The following is a 19022-nucleotide window of genomic DNA, read 5'->3' on the forward strand; positions in this document are numbered from 1 at the left end:
GCTATCAAAACCATAACAAAATGTGGCAGTGCTGCTACTGTTGGCGGATGAAGGGAACGAAGGGTCTTGCGCTGCAGCAGTATTCGGCGCTCCTGAAGCACGGCTGGACATCACCACCGTGGACACATATACGTGGTCGCCGTACGGGCGGGCACGATGTGCGGATGACATGCAGCATCGCGGTCATGCGCATAGGAGCAGGAGCGAAGGAGTTCTTACCATGACGCAGCATCAATGCACCATCGCCGGGTGCGACGAGCCGGCGGAAACCAGCGGACTGTGCGAACGGCATCTCACCAGGGCCTTGGTCTACGGCCAGTTCAGGACGCCGAGGCATACGTCCCCGGTCGCCGTGGCCGCGATGAAGCGCCAGTAGGCACCTCGTCCCAACACGTCGGCTGCATCACTGCGACAAGGGCTGGAAGATAGGGGCTGGGGCCGTTCCATTGTGAACGGCCCCAGCCCCTATCGTTTTGCGCCGTGCCATGTTCACGCACGGTATGACGATACGCTGCCGTCAGCGTGGTGAAGCTGCCGGCATGCGGCTCATCGTTTCGAATCCGGCGTCCGTGCCGTCTGCCGTCCCATCCGTTTCGGCAGCCTGACGGGCACCTGCGCCAGCATGGTGCCCGCGAATATCAACGCGCAGCCCCAGTATCCGCGGGCCGTCATGACCTCGCCGAGCAGCAATGCGCCGCCCACAGCGGAGAAGAACGATTCCAGCGACATGATGAGCGAGGCGCGCGTCGGGGGAACCCACTGCTGGCCGACCACCTGCAGCGTGTAGGCGATGCCCACCGAGCCGATGCCCGCATACAGGATCGGCAGCCACGCATCGGCCGCGCCCGACCAATTCACCGAACCCTCCGCCAGCGAACCCGCCCAGCTGAGCGCGGCCGTGACCACGAACTGGCCGAACGAGAGCAGGATGGGGTCGATGTCAGACGCCAGGGTATCGATGACGAGGATATGCACGGCGAACAGGATGGCGCACAGGAACACCATCGCATCGCCCACCGTCAGCGCCCCGCCCGAGTCCGTCATGCACAGCAGATAGAAGCCGACGACAGCCAACGCCACGGCCACGCCGGTGAACAGGGTGACGCGACGGTGCAGGAACACCCATGCGAGCAGCGGCACGATGACGATGTACAACGCGGTGATGAACCCCGCGCGTCCGGCGGACTTTCCATAGAGAATGCCGTACTGCTGCAGCGTGCTCGCCGAAAACAGCACCACGCCGCACAATGCGGCGACCAGCGCCGTCCTCCGCGGCGAAGGCCCCCGCCGTTTCGGCTTCGCGGCCGTGCCCCTGCGACGCAGCACCAGCAGAATCGGCACCAGCGACGCCGCGCCAAGCGTGAATCGCGTGGCGTTGAAGAACATCGGGGTCGTCGAGTCCATGCCCGCGACCTGCGAGACGAACGAAAAGCCCCATATCATGGCCGTTAACAACAGGCAGGCCATGCCGCCGAACTCTTTTTTCCGCACGCGAACACCGTAATTCACCCGTATGAACCGCCCGGACGGCGTTCCGGATTATGGAACCGGTCTCCAAGAGGAGTCCGGCCTCCCGCATACGGGGCCGATGCGACGACGAAGGGGCCGCCCCGATGCTACGGGACGGCCCCTTCGTCGTGTGGCTGGCCGGTCAGTCGCGCGAACCGAACAGCTGCAGCAGGTTCATGAAGAAGTTGATGAAATCGAGGTACAGGTTCAGCGCGCACAGGATCGAGACGCGCCTGACCATCGTGCCGTCGTAGGAATACTGCTGGAACATGGCGCGCGTGAACTGCGCGTCGTGGGCGGTCAGACCGGCGAAGATCACCAGCGCGATCGCCGAGCACACCATCGTCATCGTCTGGCCGGGCATGAATATGGCCATGAGGATCTCCGCGACGATCAGCACGAGCAGCGCCACCATGAGTATCGGGCCGAACCGCAGCAGGTCGATCTTGGTGGTCAGGCCGATCATGGTCAGGCACAGGAAGAACCCGGCGGTCATCGCCAGCACCATGACGATGCTGCCCAGCGAATACACGGCGAAGATCGAGCTGAGCGTGAAGCCCATGAGCGCCGCATAGACGTAGAACACCACGCGGGCCACGGCCGGGTTCATCGTCATCACCTTGGCGCTCAACGCGACGGCCATCACCACCTGGACGACGGCCAGACCGATCCAGCCGATCATGCCGGTGGCCGAAAGATAGGCGACCAGCAGGCCGCTGACCTGGGTGACCATCGCCACGACGGCCGTCACCAGCAGCCCGGCGGTCATCTCCGCATACGCCTTGGTGACGGAGACGCGGCGCGCCTTCTCGAAGCTGTCGTGCGTGTAGGACGCCTGCGCGTCCATGACCGGCTGGCCGTAGCCCGGCTGTGCGTACGGCGTCTGCTGCGCGTACGGGGCCTGGCCGTAGGCGGGTTGATACCCGGCCTGGGCGTACTGTGGCTGCTGGTACTGCTGGCCGTATTCGGGCCGCTGATAGTTCTGATATTGCTGGTTGCGGGGCTGGCCGTTGTCGAATGCCATGACTGCTCCTTCTATATCCATAGCTGGGGCACAGCATACGACGGCCACCTTAAGGATTGCTGGAATCCTTGGAAGGACCGTGTGAACGGCCGGGGCCGTGGCCGTTCACCGGCTGTGGCCGGTCGACGTCGTCAGCCGATCTCCTGATGGATCTGCTGCATGCGGCCCTCGATCTCGGCCAGCTGCGTGGCGCAGTCCTTCAGCGTCTCGAAATGCCGTTCCTTCGCGGTGTCCTCGATGGTGTTCTTATAGCGAAGACGGTGTTCGAGGCTCGCCCAGTAGTCCATGGCGATGGTGCGGAACTGCACCTCCACGGGCGTCGGATGAGGGCCGTCCGAAAGGAACACCGGCACCTGGTAGATGACGTGGAGGCTGCGGTATCCGTTCGGTTTGGGATTGGCGATGTAGTCCTTGATCCGGATGACCTCGATGTCGGACTGTTCCGAAAGGGTCTTCGCGACGGCGTAGACGTCCGTCACATAGTTGCAGATCACACGGATGCCGGCGATGTCGTAGAGGTTGTCCCTGATCGACGAGATCTCGACGGGCAGTCCGCGCCGCTTCAGCTTGCCGATCGTCGATCCGATGCTCTTCAGCCGGCATTCGATGTGGTGGATGGGATTGTGCGCGTTCTTCAGCTGGAACTCGTCGTCGAGGTTCTCCAGCTTCGTGCTGATCTCACGCATCGCGCCCGAATAGACCTGCTCCAATTCGGCGTATTCCACGATCTGCGCGCCACGGAAGGTGTCGGTGCCGAGCTCGGCCGACACCTGCTCCATGCGCGTGCGGATCTCGGGCACGTTGAAGCGCTGCTTGCGTTCAAGAATCATGGATCCGTTCTCCTTGTCGAACAACCATCATGGAAACCAACGGAATAGTAGCAAACGGGACGGGCGGAAAACTGGGAATTCGGTGAGATTCGTGTCGCTCGCTAGGATTGGTCGGTATGAATGAGGACATGATGACGATTGAGGAACGCAATCCCATCCCCGCCGCCGCCATCACCGGAGAGAGCAACGCATGCGGAAGCGGCGGGGAACGGGGCAGGGGAGTGTTCGCCATCCGCACACTCGGATGCCAGATGAACGTGCACGATTCGGAACGCATCGCCGGCGTGCTGGAATCCGCCGGATACGTGGCCGCCGACGAGGAGCAGACGAGAAACGGCGACTTCGACCTGGTGATACTCAACACCTGCGCGGTACGCGAGAACGCCACCGAACGCATGTACGGCACGCTCGGCCGCTGGGCCCGGTACAAGCACCGCCACCCGGACATGCAGATCGCCGTCGGCGGATGCATGGCCCAGAAGGACCGCGACCGCATCACCAGACGCGTGCCCTGGGTCGACGCCGTCTTCGGCACCAAGAACATCGGATCCCTGCCCAGGCTGCTGGACGACGCACGCGCCACCGGCCGCGCCCAGGTGGAGATCTCACGCGACCTCGCCTACTTCCCCAGCCAGCTGCCCACCGCACGCGCCTCGAAAATCTCGTCGTGGGTGTCGATCTCCGTGGGATGCAACAACACCTGCACGTTCTGCATCGTGCCCGCCGTGCGCGGCAAGGAACGCGACCGCCGGCCCGGCGACGTGCTCGAGGAGATCCGGCGCTGTGTCGACGAAGGCGCCAAGGAGGTGACGCTGCTCGGGCAGAACGTCAACTCGTACGGGTGCTCCATGGGCGACCGCATGGCGTTCCCCAAGCTGCTGCGCGCCTGCGGACGCATCGACGGGCTCGAACGCGTGCGGTTCACCTCGCCCCATCCGGCGGCGTTCACCGACGAGGTGATCGCGGCCATGGCCGAGACCCCCAACGTCATGCACCAGCTGCACATGCCGCTGCAATCCGGATCCGACCGCATCCTGCGCGCCATGCGACGCTCCTACCGCGCCGAAAGGTTCATGACCATCCTCGGCAAGGTGCGCGACGCCATGCCCGACGCCCAGATCAGCACCGACGTGATCGTGGGATTCCCCGGCGAGACCGACGAGGACTTCGAACAGACCATGCGCGTGGTCGAGCAGGCACGGTTCTCCTCGGCCTTCACCTTCGAATACTCGCCCAGGCCCGGCACGCCCGCCGCGGTGATGGACCAGGTGCCCCACGCCGCGGTGCGTGAACGCTACGACCGGCTGCATGCGCTGCAGGAGCGCATCACCGCCGAAGGGCTGCGCACGTTCGAGGGCCGTGACGTCGAAGTGATGGTCTCCGCCATGCAGGGCAAGCGGGACGGGGAGACGCACCGCGTCACCGGACGCGAACGCACCGGCGTGCTCGTCCACGTGGGCGTGCCCGAAGGACGGCCGCAGCCGCAGGTCGGCGACTTCGTCACCGCCACCGTGACCCACGCCGCCGCGCATTACCTCATCGCAGACCCGGACGTGAAGGCAGGGCAGACCTATGACATCAGACACTGAACACGCCGGCGCCGAACGGCGCTCCGACGGTCCGCGCGTCGTCTCCATCGTCGGCCCCACCGCCTCCGGAAAGACCGGCCTCGCCATCGCGCTCGCCAAGGCGCTCGCCGCCAAAGGACAGCGCGCCGAAATCGTGAACGCCGACGCCTACCAGATGTACCGCGGCATGGACATCGGCACCGCCAAGGCCACCGCCGAGGAACAGGCTGAAGTGCCGCACCACCTGCTCGACGTCATCGGCCCCGACGAGACGATGACCGTCGCACGGTTCCAGGCCATGGCCAGGGACTGCATCCATCGGCTGCGCGCGCAGGGAATCCGACCGATACTGGTCGGCGGCTCCGGCCTCTACGCCCGCGCCGCCATCGACGACATCAGCTTCCCCGGCACCGACCCCGCCGTGCGCGAACGGCTCGAGCGGCGGGCGAAGGACGAAGGACCGGGAATCCTCTTCGACGAGCTGAAGGCCAAGGACCCCGAGGCCGCCGCACGCATGGACCCGCACAATCCGCGTCGCACCATCCGCGCGCTGGAGGTCATCGAGATCACCGGACGGCCGTACTCCGCCAGCCTGCCCCGATACCGCTACATCATCCCCTGCGTGCAGATCGGTCTCGACCTGCCCCGCGAGGAACTCGACAGGCGCATCGCCGTCCGTACCATGCACATGCGCGACGACGGGTTCATCCATGAGGCCGAACGGCTGCGCGACCATCTCGGACCCACCGCAGCACGCGCCCTCGGCTACCAGCAGATGATCGATGTGCTCGACGGCCTTATGGACGAGGACGAGGCATTCGCCGACATCGCGCAGAAGACCCGACGGCTCGCCCGCAAGCAGATGGGCTGGTTCGGCCGCGACCCGCGCATCCACTGGCTCGAGGCGCTCAACCCCGCACTGCTCGACAACGCGCTCGCCATCGTGGAGCATGCCGACGCCGGCGCATACGACGCCATCGACGCGCACGCAGACGACTACGTGCAGCACCACCTCGGCGACATCGCCGGATAGCAGGGACCCCGTCACCGGGGATTTGCCTGATGTTTCGTGAATATCATCCCGCCATGGCGGGGGACATCCCGGAGCAACGGTATTGTAGGGCATTGCTATGGCACAGAAATCATCCCCGCGGTCGGCGTCGAACCGGTCCACCGCACGAAAATCATCGTCATCCCCGCGTTCGGGGACGGCAGGCGCGGGCTCGGGCGCACCCATCGACGAGCCCGGGTGGAAGCAGGCGCTGCTCGCCGTACCGCGCGGCCTGGGCATGATGGTCCGCACGCTCACCGGCGTCGGCGAATTCGACCCCGCCTACCGCCGGGACGGACTGTGCTTCGTCTTCGCCATCCTCGCCATCATGTTCGTGGCCAGCGAATGGTTCCGTGTCAACGGGTTCATCGGGCGGCTGCTGCACGCCGTCGCATCGGGGCTTTTCGGCATGATGAGCGTCGTGCTGCCCGTGCTCCTGTTCATCCTCGTCTGGCGGCTGCTGCGCAACGCGGGCAGGAACTCCGACAATCCCCGCGTGGTCTGCGGGTGGACGATGCTGCTGTGGTCCGTCTGCTCGATCATCGATGCCGCCAAGCTCGGCGACTCCCACGACTTCGACATCCGGCAGATCCAGGAGGCCGGGGGCCTGTTCGGATTCGTCCTCGGATCGACGCTGTCATGGGGGCTTTCCAAGGTCTTCGCCATCATCCTGTTCGTCATCGTGGCGTTGGCCTCGCTGTTGCTGATCACCCGCACCCATGTGAGCGAGATCCCGCAGCGGTTCGCATCGCTCGCAGCATTCCTGCGGGGCCGGGGGAACGGACCTTCCGCCGAAGGCGCCCGCGACGCCGACTTCCCCAACGAGGTCAGGCTGGCGGACGGCGACGACACCATCGCCTTCGCCGACGGCGTGCCGACGCATGACGGGACCGACGATGGGCACGAGGACGGTGCCGGTGGCGCCCGCGCCACGAAGACGCCATGGTGGAGGAGGTTGTTCTCCGGGCACTTCGGGGAAAACCCCGACGAGGATTCCAAGCTGGACGAGTACGCCGCCGACAAGGCGTTCGACAAGGCGGCCAGCACCCACGGCCAGACGGCGGAGACCACGCTGGTCGACCGCAGCGGCGACCTCCCGGCGCACCGCCCGCGCACCGTCTCCTCCCTCGGTGGGGAGGACGGCGCGGCCGGAGCGTCCGGCACCACCGGCGTGGACCCGTGGGCCACCGCCATCATGCCCTCTGGAAGCTTCCCCCCGGCGTCCCATGAGACCCCGGCACGTCCCCTGGCCTCCGCATCGCCCGAACCGGGGCCCGGACCCGTGATGAATCCCGCCGCCCAGGCGCCCTCCGCCGTCGCGGCCGGGGAAGGCGCCGGGCAGGACGTTCCGGCCGCATCCATCCCTGATTCGGAGGAGTACCATCTGCCCGACCTGGAGCTGCTCAAGCACGGCAAGCCCCATGCCGCAAGGACCCCGGCGAACGATAAGGTCATCGCCGCCCTGCGCGACACCTTCCAGCAGTTCAAGGTGGACGCCCAGGTGGTCGGGTTCCTGAGAGGGCCCTCGGTCACCCAGTACGAGGTGGAGCTCGGACCCGGCGTCAAGGTCGAGAAGGTCACCAACCTGCGTCGCAACATCGCCTACGCCGTGGCCAGCTCCGACGTGCGCATCCTCTCGCCGATCCCCGGCAAGTCGGCCATCGGCATCGAGATCCCGAACGTGGACCGCGAGATCGTGCACCTCGGCGACGTGCTGCGCTCCGACAAGGCCCGCAGGGACCCCAACCCCATGCTCGCCGGCGTGGGCAAGGACGTCGAGGGGCACTTCGTCACCGCCGATCTCACCAAGATGCCGCATCTGCTCGTGGCCGGCGCCACCGGCTCCGGCAAGTCGAGCTTCATCAACTCCATGCTCACCTCCATCATCATGCGCGCCACGCCCGAACAGGTGCGGCTCATCATGGTGGACCCCAAGCGCGTGGAGCTCTCCGCCTACGCCGGGATCCCGCATCTGCTCACGCCCATCATCACCGATCCCAAGAAGGCCGCCCAGGCGCTCGAATGGGTGGTCAAGGAGATGGACGCCCGCTACGACGACCTGCAGTACTTCGGATTCCGGCACGTCAAGGACTTCAACGAGGCGGTGCGCGCCGGCAAGGTGCACGCGCCCGAGGGGTCGAACCGCAAGGTGGCGCCGTACCCGTACCTGCTGGTGGTCGTCGACGAGATGGCCGACCTCATGATGGTGGCCAAGAACGACGTGGAAAGCTCCATCCAGCGCATCACCCAGCTGGCGCGTGCCGCCGGCGTGCACCTCGTGCTCGCCACGCAGCGTCCGTCCGTCGACGTGGTCACCGGCCTCATCAAGGCCAACATCCCCTCGCGTCTGGCTTTCGCCACCTCGTCGGCCACCGATTCGCGCGTCATCCTCGACACCACCGGCGCGGAAAGCCTCATCGGGCAGGGCGATGCGCTGTTCCTGCCGATGGGCAGCGCCAAGCCGTTGCGCGTGCAGGGCTCCTGGGTCTCGGAGTCCGAGATCCGCGACGCCGTGGATTTCGTCAGAACGCAACGCAAGCCGCATTATCGCGAGGACATCGAGGAGATGGCCAAGGAGGCGGAGAAGAGCGCCATCGAACCCGACGAGGACATCGGCGGGGACATGGACGTCCTGCTGCAGGCCGCCGAACTCGTCGTCACATCCCAGTTCGGCTCGACCTCCATGCTGCAGCGCAAGCTGCGCGTCGGCTTCGCCAAGGCGGGACGCCTCATGGACCTGCTCGAATCGCGCGGCGTCGTCGGACCGTCCGAGGGCTCCAAGGCGCGCGAGGTGCTGGTCCAGCCGCAGGACCTGCCGCAGGTGCTCGCGTTCATCAAAGGCGAGACGAAGTCGCTGACGCCCTCGCAGCCGCAGGCGGCGGAGGGCGAAAGCCCGCGGTGACGGGGAACGGCGGACCGTTCCCCGGAAGAGCATGGGGTACGCTTGGGAATCGCTTAGGAAATGCACGGCCGCCCGCGATATCCATGCGGCCGTGCACCGATATGGCAAGGAGCATGTGATGAACGAAGGCAATGGTTCGGGAATGACGAGGAAATCGCTGTCGGAAGGATGGAACACCCCGGCGAACCTCGTCACCTACGCCCGCATCATCCTCGTGGTGGTGTTCATCGTGTTGACCGTGGTCGCCGGCCCGATGGGACGCGACGACCTCACCCTGCGATGGGTGGCCGCCGTACTGTTCATCGTGGCGGCCAGCACCGACAAGATCGACGGGTATCTGGCCCGTTCCCGCAACGAGGTCACCGAGCTGGGCAAGCTCATGGACCCGATTGCCGACAAGCTGCTCATGTGCTCCGCGCTCATCGTGTTCTCCGCGTTCGGGGAGTTCGCGTTCGCATGGGTCATCACCGTGCTGTTCCTCGTGCGGGAGGTGGGCATCACCGTCATGCGATTCTTCGTGATGGAACGCCCCGGCGGCAAGGTCATCGCCGCCGCGTGGCCGGGCAAGCTCAAGACGGTGTTCCAGTCCATCGCCCTGTCGATGTACATGCTGCCGGTCTGGTCGCTGGCCGACGTCATCGCCCCGGGGGTCGACTGGACGTTCTGGTACTACGGCCTCTCCTACGTGATGCTGCTTGTCGCGCTCGTGCTGTGCCTGTATTCGGGTGGCGTCTACCTGTACAACACGTTTGGCGCGCCCAAGGGGCATGCGCGATGAGCGTCGCCGTCGGATATGATGCCGGCGCCGCGTCTGCCCGGGAACGCAGGGACGACCTTGCCGCGCGCGCCTTGGAACTGTGCGGCGAACGCGGCTGGCGTATCGCGGCCGCCGAATCACTGACCGGCGGACTGCTCGCCGACGCGTTCGTCCGCATTCCCGGCGCCTCACAGGTGTTCCTCGGGTCGGCCGTGACCTACGACATCGCGGCGAAGGAGCATGTTCTCGGCGTCGACGGAGCATTGCTGCGCCGCGAAGGCGCCGTGCATCCCGAAGTGGCGCGGCAGATGGCGGTGCGGACCGTCCGGCTGTACTGTTCCCGTGACGAATATCGGGGCGGGGTCGTTGGATTGTCGACGACGGGCGTCGCCGGACCCGGCCCCGACGGCGACAAGCCGGCCGGACTGGTCTACATCGGCCTGTGCCTGCCCGACGTGCACGTGCATGGGGGCTATGTGGTCGAATCGCACGAGCTGAGGCTTTCCGGGACCCGCGAGGAGATACGCGAGAAGACGGTGGTGTGTGTGCTCGACCGTCTGGTGTCCCTGCTCGCCGACGGCGCACGGAAGGACGGTGGCATGGACGGGCGTGTGAATTGAATCACATTTGAGTCCGACAGCGGAATAATCGCCGGCACGTCCGGTTGACACGTATAGAGAACGAGATACAGGTCTGGGGTTGGAAAAGGAGCGAACATGACGACTACGGCAACACGGTACGACAGCGATATCCGCACTTCCGAGCGCGCCACGGTGGCGATGCCCGACGGTAAGGCCATGGCCCGGAACCTCACTCCGGCGCAGAAGCGCGCCGTCGCCTTCGCGCAGCAGCAGATTCTGCGTGCGCGCGCGGCCCGCAAGGCGAAGGACGACCGTCGGGCGGCGCTGAGCCGCATGTGGGCGAACGCCGACCGTGAGGAGGGTCTCGAGGACCGTTCCAACGCGGCCGAGCGCACGCGTGTGGTGGCCAGCGAGGATGGGCAGATCTCGTTGCGCAAGGTCATCGGCGAAGTGCTGCGCTCTTTGCGCACCAAGGACCACAAGACCCTGCGCGAGGTCAGCGGCAAGGCTGGCGTGTCCCTCGGCTATCTTTCCGAGGTGGAGCGCGGCCAGAAGGAGGCCAGCTCCGAATTGCTCGTCTCCATCACCCAGGCGTTGGGCGTGCGTCTGTCCGATATGCTGATGATGGTGGCCGACCGGGTCCGCGAGGTTGAGGGCCGGGAGTAGGTTCCCCGCATATGCAGGAACGGGAGTTTTGGCAGCTTGTGGACGAGGTCTTCGGCCGTTCCTACGGACGAAGCCTCTCCCGGGACCAGAATCTTGCGAGACTGGATTCCATGACGGTCATCGAGGCGCTGGACGCCGGCGTGGAGCCGCGCGTCGTCTGGAACGTGTTCTGCGACCATATGGGTGTTCCGGATGATCGTCGATGGGGCGACGGCCATAACGCCCCGCCGCTGCCTCCGGGGCCGATGGTCTGATTTTTCGGCGTGTCGCATGAATTCGAACACATGTTCGAGTATAGTCGATGTCGGCAGATTGGGTAATGCCGGCAAAAGCAACATCGGTGATGTTCGTTTGCGGGTGGTATGGTTGTCCACATTTTCCATGCGGCTGGCATTCACGGCAATGGTCGGGCTACGGTGGGAACCCCTGGCACCGACGTTAAGGAGACGCTGATGGCACAGCAGAAGAAACAGGATTCGGCCGAACGGGTCGCGGATCAGCGGCGTGCGGCGCTGGACACCGCGCTGGCGCAGGTGGAGAAGAGCTTCGGCAAGGGCTCGGCCATGCGCCTGGGAGACAAGCCCATACAGAACGTGGAGGTCATCCCCACCGGTTCCCTGGCGCTTGATTTGGCGCTGGGAATCGGCGGTCTCCCCAAGGGCAGGATCGTCGAGGTGTACGGTCCCGAATCGTCCGGAAAGACCACGTTGGCGCTGCATGTCGTCGCCAATGCCCAGCGCAACGGCGGTGTCGCCGCGTTCATCGACGCCGAGCACGCCCTCGATCCCGAATACGCCCGCAAGCTCGGGGTGGACACCGATTCGCTGATCGTGTCGCAGCCGGACAACGGCGAGCAGGCGCTGGAGATCGCCGACATGCTCATCCGTTCGGGCGCGCTCGACGTCATCGTCATCGATTCCGTCGCCGCGCTGGTGCCCAAGGCCGAGATCGAAGGCGACATGGGAGACAGCCACGTCGGCCTGCAGGCCAGGCTGATGAGCCAGGCGCTGCGCAAGATGACGGGAGCGCTGGCCCAGGCCGGCACCACGGCCATCTTCATCAACCAGCTGCGTGAGAAGATCGGCGTGTTCTTCGGCTCGCCCGAGACCACCACGGGAGGCAAGGCGCTCAAGTTCTATGCGTCCGTGCGTCTGGACATCCGACGCATCCAGACGATGAAGAACGGCGATGAGGCCATCGGCAACCGCACCAAGGTCAAGGTCGTCAAGAACAAGATGGCTCCGCCGTTCAAGACCGCGGAGTTCGACGTGCTCTACGGCGAGGGCATCTCCCGTGAGGGTTCCGTGCTCGACATGGCCCAGCAGTGCGGATTGGTCAAGAAGTCCGGTTCCTGGTTCACCTACGACGGCGACCAGCTGGGACAAGGGCGCGAGAAGGTCCGCCAGTTCCTCAAGGACAACCCGGAACTGACCGATGAGATCGAACACCGGGTGAAGGTTGCCTTCGGCGTGGAGAAGCCCGATCCCGAGGAGGGGCAGGCCGATGGAAAAGAGACCGGCAGGACCGGCGCGCCATCCGATAAGAACACGATTAAGACAGACTCCAAGAAACCGTCCGACGGCAGGACCGCCGGCACGCAGGCGGCGGCCAAGCAATGATTTCCGCGGAGATGTTCCTGCGTTCCCACCCGATGGTCGTGCCGGATGGGAACGCCAAGGATGATACCGCAGATGCAACGCGGATTCAGGACGCCGGGGCCCCTTCCGATCGGGACGTCGCGTCGAACGGATTCGCATCATCGGACCGTTCCCGTCCCACGGGATCGTTCGGTACGACGCCCGACGATACCGATAGGCCGAATACGGTGTCTCGGCGGGGACGCCGCCGTCAATCCGCCCGCACTCCCAAGCGAGGGGGATTCGGTGTGCGTTCCCACTCCGGTCGCTTCGAGGGGCCGGAGAATCCCGCGGACTATGAGGCATGTCGCGAGGCCGCTCTGACATTGCTCGATGCGGCGCCGCGGTCGTCTGGTGCGTTGGAGGAACGTTTGATGGCCAAGGGATACGAGTCGGCGGTCGTCGGGCGGGTGATGCGGTGGCTCGTCGATGTGGGGTTCGTCGACGATGAGGCCTATGCGCAGTCCATGGTCCGGTATTGCCTGTCCCGTCGGCTGGGACGTGTGGGCACGCTGCGTGAGCTGATGCGTAGGGGGGTGGACCGTTCGCTGGCCGAGCGTGTGGTCGCGTGGTTTGAAGGGACTGACGCCTTCGTGGAATCGGCGTACGAGCTGGGGCGGCGTGTCGCGCGTAAGACCGAAGGCATGGATGTGGAAAAGCGTCGCCGTCGGCTGTGGGGCGCCGGTGGCCGCAAGGGGCACGATCCCTCCGTCATCCGCCGGGTCGCGGAGGATTTGTTTGGCGTGGGTGCGTGATTCGAATGATGTGGGATGAGACCCCTTATACCCCGGGTTCTGTCGTGCGCGGCCGCAAGCGGTCATGCACGGATGGCCATCCATCTCGACCTGACGTCGCCGCCAGGCTCTAGCAGCCTACCCGAAGGCACGGGCGAGCAGCCCTTGACGCCTTCTGCTTGGCCTTGCTCCCGATGAGGCTTGCCATGCGGCTTTCCGTTGCCGGAAGCCCGGTGGTCTCTTACACCGCCGTTTCACCCTTACCCGGCCGAAGCCGGGCGGTCTGTTCTCTGCTGCGCTATCTCTCAGGTCGCCCTGGGCGGACGTTATCCGCCATCGTGCTCTGTGGAGCCCGGAAGTTCCTCAACCGGCGTCCCTTGCGGGGTGCCGGCCGCGGCCATCAAGGGGTCTCAGAGAGAACAGCATAGCATCCATGGTGAACACGGGTTTTCATTACGCTGAATTCCACAAAAATTTCGTTTTGTCGGTTAGAATCGTAGGTATCCCTTCGGCGAGGTTGCCGTTGGGTGTCCACAGCGGTGCAACAGCCGCTTGACAAAGGAGGTTCACATGGAAATCGTGGTTACCGGGCGTCACACGCAGATCAAGCAGAGGTTCCGTGATGTCGTCGAGAACAAGATGAATCGTGTGACCGCAATCGCGCCCGATGCGCAGCGCGCCCAGATCGTGGTGACGCATGAGGGCAATCCCCGCCAGGCCGATACCGCCAAGAAGGTCGAGATCACGGTCATCGCCGGACGCACCGTCGTCCGTGCCGAGGCCTCCAGCACCGACGAGTTCAGCGCCCTCGATCTGGCACTCGACAAGCTGACGCTTCGTCTGCGTCGTTCCCGTGACCGTCGCAAGGACCATCGTCGCGGATACACCAATCCGCAGCCCGTCGACCTCGGTGTGGTCGAGCCGCCCGTCGTCGAGGAGGAGCCGGCCGAGGAACCGAGCAACAGCCCCGCCGACGCCGTGGCCGGAGATCTTGGTCCGGGCGAATCCGTCGAGGTCCAGGTCGGCGACACCCCGATCGTCATCCGCCGCAAGCTGCACATCGCCGAGCCGATGAGCATCGATGAGGCCCTGTACGAGATGGAGCTGATCGGACACGACTTCTTCCTGTTCGTCAACAAGGAGACCGGCCGTCCGTCGGTCGTCTACCATCGCCACGGCTGGAGCTACGGCGTGTTCGAGATCGACACCCCCGAGAATGTGAACAAGGCCAAGTAACGGCCCCACATCCGTTGCGGAACGCCCCCGGATCATGTCCGGGGGCGTTCGTTTGTGAATGCGAACAACGGCTCCATGCCGGGATTTTCCCGTAAAACCTCCGGGAAGAAAACGAAAATCGGAACAATCGCGTACTATGGATGCAGTTTGTGCCTGAACAGGGCTCGTAGTCCAGGCGCAAGAACACAGACACAGTTGAGGAGATAACTCGTGGTAAACGTTCTGGACAAGGTCCTGCGTATCGGCGAAGGACACCAGCTTCGCAAGCTTCAGTCCGTGGCGGAGGCGACCAATGCCTTGGAGGACACCATCTCCGCCATGTCCGATGACGAACTCAAGGGGCAGACCGCCAAGTTCAAGCGGCGCATCGAGAACGGCGAGAGTCTCGACAAGCTCATGCCCGAGGCGTTCGCCACGGTGCGTGAGGCCTCGAAGCGCACGCTGGGCATGCGTCACTTCGACGTGCAGCTCATGGGCGGCGCCGCCCTGCACTGGGGCAACATCGCCGAGATGAAGACCGGTGAAGGCAAGACGCTGGTCGCCACGTTGCCGAGCTACCTCAACGCGCTCGAGGGCAAGGGCGTGCACGTGGTCACCGTCAACGACTACCTCGCCAGCTACCAGAGCGACCTCATGGGCCGCGTATTCCGCTTCCTCGGCATGACCACCGGCTGCATCATCACCGACCAGAAGCCGCCGGAGCGCCGCAAGCAGTACGCCGCGGACGTGACCTACGGCACCAACAACGAGTTCGGCTTCGACTATCTGCGCGACAACATGGCGTGGGAGAAGTCCGACCTGGTGCAGCGCGAGCACCACTACGCCATCGTCGACGAGGTCGACTCCATCCTCATCGACGAGGCGCGAACCCCGTTGATCATCTCCGGCCCCGCCGAGGGCGACGTGACCCGCTGGTACCGTCAGTTCGCCAAGCTGGTGCTCAAGCTCAAGCGCGACGAGGACTATGAGGTCGACGAGAAGAAGAAGGTCGTCGGCATCCTCGACCCGGGCATCACCAAGGTGGAGGACTACCTCGGCATCGACAACCTGTACGAGCCGAACAACACCGCGCTCATCGGCTACCTGAACAACGCCATCAAGGCCAAGGAGCTCTTCCTGCGCGACAAGGACTACGTGGTGCAGGGCGGCGAGGTGCTCATCGTCGATGAGCACACCGGCCGCATGCTTCCCGGCCGCCGCTACAACGAGGGTCTGCACCAGGCCATCGAGGCCAAGGAGGGCGTGGAGGTCAAGGCCGAGAACCAGACCTTCGCCACCATCACCCTGCAGAACTACTTCCGCATGTACGACAAGCTCGCCGGCATGACCGGTACCGCCGAGACCGAGGCGGCCGAGTTCATGAACACCTACAAGCTGGGCGTGCTGCCGATTCCGACGAACCGTCCGATGATCCGTCAGGACAAGGACGACCTCATCTACCGCACCAAGAAGGAGAAGCTGACCGCCATCGTCAAGGACGTGGCCAAGCGCCACGCCAAGGGGCAGCCGGTGCTGCTCGGCACCGCGTCCGTGGAATCCTCCGAGGTCGTCTCCTCGCTGCTCGACGTGGCCGGCATCCCCCATCAGGTGCTCAACGCCAAGCATCATGCCAAGGAGGCCGCGGTCGTGGCCGTCGCCGGTCGCAAGGGCGCCGTCACCGTGGCCACCAACATGGCCGGCCGAGGCACCGACATCATGCTCGGCGGCAACGTCGAGTTCCTCGCGGACCAGAAGCTCAAGGAGCAGGGCTATTCCTCCGAGGACACCCCCGAGGAATACGAGAAGCTGTGGCCCGAGACCCTCGCCGAGGTCAAGGCGCAGGTCAAGGACGAGCATGAGGAGGTCAAGAAGCTCGGAGGCCTCTACGTCCTCGGCACCGAACGTCACGAGTCCCGCCGTATCGACAACCAGCTGCGAGGCCGTTCCGGCCGTCAGGGCGATCCGGGCGAATCCCGCTTCTACCTGTCGCTCGAGGACAACCTCATGCGCCTGTTCAACACCCAGCTCGTGGCCCGTGTGATGGCCAAGGGCATGCCCACGGGCGAGCCCATCGAGTCGAAGAGCGTCTCGAAGGGCGTACGCAACGCCCAGAAGGCCGTGGAGTCCCGCAACTTCGAGATCCGCAAGAACGTGCTGAAGTACGACGACGTGATGAACAAGCAGCGTACCGTGGTGTACGCGGAGCGTCAGGCCGTGCTCAAGGGCGAGGACATCGACGAGGACATCAAGCGCTTCATGGCCGACACCGTCGACTCCTACATCCGTGGCGCCGCCCACGGCAGCGACAAGCCCGCCGACTGGGACCTCGAGGGGCTGTGGAAGGCCCTCGGACAGATCTATCCGATCGATGTGGAGCGTGAGGACGCCGAGAAGGCGCTGGAGGGTCTGAAGTCCGACAAGGCCATTGCCAAACTGCACGAGCTCATCGTCGCCGACATCGAGGAACAGTACGCGAAGATCGAGAAGATTGCGGGTTCCGCCGCCATGCGACAGCTCGAACGCCGCGTCGTGCTGGCCGTGCTCGACCGCAAGTGGCGTGAGCACCTTTACGAGATGGACTACCTCAAGGACGGCATCGGCCTGCGAGGCATGGGCCAGCGCGATCCGCTGACCGAGTACCAGCGCGAAGGCTACCAGATGTACAACTCCATGGTGGAAGGCATCAAGGAGGAGTCCATCCAGCTGCTGTTCCACGTCGACATCCAGCAGGTCGCCCGCACCGAGGACCTGAACACCGAGTCCGACGAGGACAAGGCCGTTGCCGCGGCCACGGAGAAGGTCGAGGGCACGGACGAGGACCAGCCGTCCGCCGACGAGCTGGAGACGTCCGCGCCTCAGGATCCGGACGCCGAGGATGAGGACGCCGAGGAGTCGGCCGTCGCCGAATCCGCGGAGACCTCGTCCGCCGGCGCCGATACGGAGCCCGCCGCCGATGCGGCGTCCACGGCATCCGTGGCGGATGAGCCGGTGAAGACCGAGACCGGCAGCGTCACCGGGCCGAAGCCGATCAGCCATGCCGACCGCAAGGTCCCGCTGTCCAAGCGTCCCAAGAGCGGCGAGCTGCATGCCCCCGAATCCGACGGACGCACCTTCCCCGGAACCGGCAGGAACGCACCATGCCCCTGCGGCTCCGGCAAGAAGTACAAGCTGTGCCATGGCAAAAACGAGAAGTAAGGGAAGACGGGGCATCATGCCCCGTCTATGATAGGCGCCCCGCGGATGATGTCCGCGGGGCGCCTTTTTCGTATAGTGGAACATCCGACGTCGGGACGGTGGACGCGTAACGGATAATCGCTACAATGGCACCGAATGCAACACTGGCGAATACGCCAAGGAGGAATCAGCGATGACCGAACCATTCACATGGAAAGCAGTTCTTACCAAGCTCGTGCAGGGGGAGCATCTGAGCGCCGAGGAAAGTGAGTGGTACGTCGACGACCTTATGAAGGGCCAGGCGAACCCCGCCGCCGTGGGCGCCGTCCTGGCCATGCAGCAGCAGCTCGGTCTGACGCCGGAGGAGGTGTCCGGCGCGGCCAAGGCCATGGTGTCGCATGCCGTGCCGCTCAACGTCTCCGGTGAGACCACCGACATCGTCGGCACCGGCGGCGACGGCTTCGCCACCGTCAACCTGTCCACCATGGGATCGGTCGCCGCGGCCGCCGCCGGCGTCAAGATCGTCAAGCACGGCAACCGCGCCGCCTCCTCGAAGTGCGGCGCCGCCGACGTGCTCGAGGCCCTCGGCCTGCCGTTGGACCTCGCACCGGAGGCCGTCGGCGAGGTGGGCGACGAAGTGGGCATCACCTTCGCGTTCGCCCGCACCTTCCACCCGGCCATGCGCTTTGTCGGACCGATTCGCGCCGCACTCGGCATCCCGTGCGTGTTCAACGTGCTGGGGCCCCTGACCAACCCCGCCAAGCCCGCCCACGTGGCCATCGGCTGCGCCAAGCGTGAGGTCAGCCCGATCATGGCCGCCGTGTATGCCGCCAACGGCCAGACCGGCATGGTATACACCTCGCACGAGGGTATGGACGAGCTCGCGCCCACCGGTCCGGTCTCCGTCTGGGAGATTCGCGACGGCAAGGTCGTCGAGACCGAATTCGACCCGACCGTCGAACTCGGCCTCGCGAAGATCGACGTCGCCGACCTGAAGGGCGGCGAGCCCGAGGTCAACGCGGCCGCATTCCGTGACTTCGTCGACGGCAAGGACATCCCCGCCCGCACCACGGCGTTGCTCAACGCCGCGTCCGCGATTGTGGCCGATGGTCATCTGATCGGGGACGGCACTTTGGCCGAGCGCTTCCGTGAGGCGTATGCCCTCGCCGAGAAGACCGTCGACTCCGGCAAGGCGTCGGAATTGCTCGACCGTTGGATCGAGGCCGCCCGGTCGAAGAAGGCCTGATGCGAGCGGTGCCGATGCGTTCGTCGCATGATTGCGGCGGACGCCGGTGCCATCGGGAGGTCTTCCCATCAACGTCATGCCCCGGCATCAGTGCGATGACGGGGCATTGTCGTACGTGTACGCATCCG

The 19022-nt window shown here is 65.2% G+C and carries 16 protein-coding genes and 1 other RNA gene; 13 read left to right on the top strand and 4 right to left on the bottom strand.

Translation table 11 applies throughout. From position 1 onward, the window contains the following. The first annotated feature begins 220 nt into the window (after window positions 1–220). The gene (locus KIH77_RS01120; protein WP_219099243.1) at window positions 221–376 is read left to right on the top strand and encodes a hypothetical protein; all 156 of its coding nucleotides are present in this window, start codon (window positions 221–223) and stop codon (window positions 374–376) included. Between the two features lie 170 nt (window positions 377–546). Here the strand turns inward: KIH77_RS01120 and KIH77_RS01125 are convergent, their stop codons facing one another. From KIH77_RS01125 to KIH77_RS01135, 3 genes are all read right to left on the bottom strand, one after another. Further along, window positions 547–1467: a DMT family transporter gene (locus KIH77_RS01125; RefSeq protein ID WP_219099330.1), complete on the bottom strand. Its 921-nt coding sequence runs from the start codon at window positions 1465–1467 to the stop codon at window positions 547–549. Window positions 1468–1651: 184 nt separating this feature from the next. Beyond that, on the bottom strand, window positions 1652–2533 hold the full coding sequence (locus tag KIH77_RS01130; protein WP_219099244.1) for a Bax inhibitor-1/YccA family protein: 882 nt from the start codon (window positions 2531–2533) through the stop codon (window positions 1652–1654). A gap of 131 nt (window positions 2534–2664) precedes the next feature. Continuing rightward, the gene (locus KIH77_RS01135; RefSeq protein WP_219099245.1) at window positions 2665–3363 is read right to left on the bottom strand and encodes a GTP pyrophosphokinase; all 699 of its coding nucleotides are present in this window, start codon (window positions 3361–3363) and stop codon (window positions 2665–2667) included. Between the two features lie 116 nt (window positions 3364–3479). On the opposite strand from KIH77_RS01135, the gene miaB reads away from it, so the two are divergent. From miaB to KIH77_RS10390, 9 genes are all read left to right on the top strand, one after another. Next, window positions 3480–4952, top strand: coding sequence for a tRNA (N6-isopentenyl adenosine(37)-C2)-methylthiotransferase MiaB (gene miaB / locus KIH77_RS01140; RefSeq protein ID WP_219099246.1), 1473 nt, complete (start codon window positions 3480–3482; stop codon window positions 4950–4952). Next, complete coding sequence (gene miaA / locus KIH77_RS01145) at window positions 4936–5964, top strand: tRNA (adenosine(37)-N6)-dimethylallyltransferase MiaA (protein ID WP_219099247.1); 1029 nt, start codon at window positions 4936–4938, stop codon at window positions 5962–5964. The genes miaB and miaA overlap by 17 nt, the downstream gene beginning before the upstream one ends. 97 nt (window positions 5965–6061) lie before the next feature. Beyond that, window positions 6062–8884 (top strand): FtsK/SpoIIIE family DNA translocase, encoded by a 2823-nt coding sequence (locus KIH77_RS01150; protein WP_219099248.1) that lies wholly within the window; start codon window positions 6062–6064, stop codon window positions 8882–8884. A gap of 118 nt (window positions 8885–9002) precedes the next feature. Beyond that, on the top strand, window positions 9003–9662 hold the full coding sequence (pgsA, locus tag KIH77_RS01155; protein WP_219099249.1) for a CDP-diacylglycerol--glycerol-3-phosphate 3-phosphatidyltransferase: 660 nt from the start codon (window positions 9003–9005) through the stop codon (window positions 9660–9662). After that, window positions 9659–10261 carry a CinA family protein gene (locus KIH77_RS01160; RefSeq protein ID WP_219099250.1) on the top strand — a complete coding sequence of 201 codons (603 nt, stop codon included), beginning with the start codon at window positions 9659–9661 and terminating at the stop codon, window positions 10259–10261. Before pgsA ends, KIH77_RS01160 begins: the two co-directional genes overlap by 4 nt. A 159-nt stretch (window positions 10262–10420) precedes the next feature. Then, window positions 10421–10888: a helix-turn-helix domain-containing protein gene (locus tag KIH77_RS01165; protein ID WP_236024383.1), complete on the top strand. Its 468-nt coding sequence runs from the start codon at window positions 10421–10423 to the stop codon at window positions 10886–10888. A gap of 11 nt (window positions 10889–10899) precedes the next feature. Next, window positions 10900–11142 (top strand): DUF3046 domain-containing protein, encoded by a 243-nt coding sequence (locus KIH77_RS01170; protein WP_219099252.1) that lies wholly within the window; start codon window positions 10900–10902, stop codon window positions 11140–11142. Window positions 11143–11340: 198 nt separating this feature from the next. Continuing rightward, a complete protein-coding gene (gene recA / locus KIH77_RS01175) occupies window positions 11341–12507 on the top strand; it encodes a recombinase RecA (RefSeq protein ID WP_219099253.1) in 1167 nt (388 codons plus the stop codon). Between the two features lie 266 nt (window positions 12508–12773). Further along, on the top strand, window positions 12774–13280 hold the full coding sequence (locus KIH77_RS10390) for a regulatory protein RecX (RefSeq protein ID WP_372445337.1): 507 nt from the start codon (window positions 12774–12776) through the stop codon (window positions 13278–13280). Between the two features lie 12 nt (window positions 13281–13292). Here KIH77_RS10390 and rnpB read toward each other — a convergent pair. After that, window positions 13293–13672: RNase P RNA component class A (gene rnpB, locus KIH77_RS01185), an RNA gene on the bottom strand. Between the two features lie 157 nt (window positions 13673–13829). On the opposite strand from rnpB, the gene hpf reads away from it, so the two are divergent. The 3 genes from hpf (at window position 13830) to trpD (ending at window position 18894) form a co-directional block, all read left to right on the top strand. After that, window positions 13830–14495, top strand: coding sequence for a ribosome hibernation-promoting factor, HPF/YfiA family (gene hpf, locus KIH77_RS01190; protein WP_219099255.1), 666 nt, complete (start codon window positions 13830–13832; stop codon window positions 14493–14495). Between the two features lie 210 nt (window positions 14496–14705). Then, window positions 14706–17669, top strand: coding sequence for a preprotein translocase subunit SecA (secA, locus tag KIH77_RS01195; RefSeq protein WP_219099256.1), 2964 nt, complete (start codon window positions 14706–14708; stop codon window positions 17667–17669). Between the two features lie 172 nt (window positions 17670–17841). Next, on the top strand, window positions 17842–18894 hold the full coding sequence (trpD, locus tag KIH77_RS01200; RefSeq protein ID WP_219099257.1) for an anthranilate phosphoribosyltransferase: 1053 nt from the start codon (window positions 17842–17844) through the stop codon (window positions 18892–18894). The last annotated feature ends 128 nt before the right edge of the window (window positions 18895–19022 follow it).

Origin of the sequence: Bifidobacterium pluvialisilvae, from assembly GCF_019331695.1 — a bacterium.
GTDB classification, from domain to species: Bacteria; Actinomycetota; Actinomycetes; order Actinomycetales; family Bifidobacteriaceae; genus Galliscardovia; species Galliscardovia pluvialisilvae.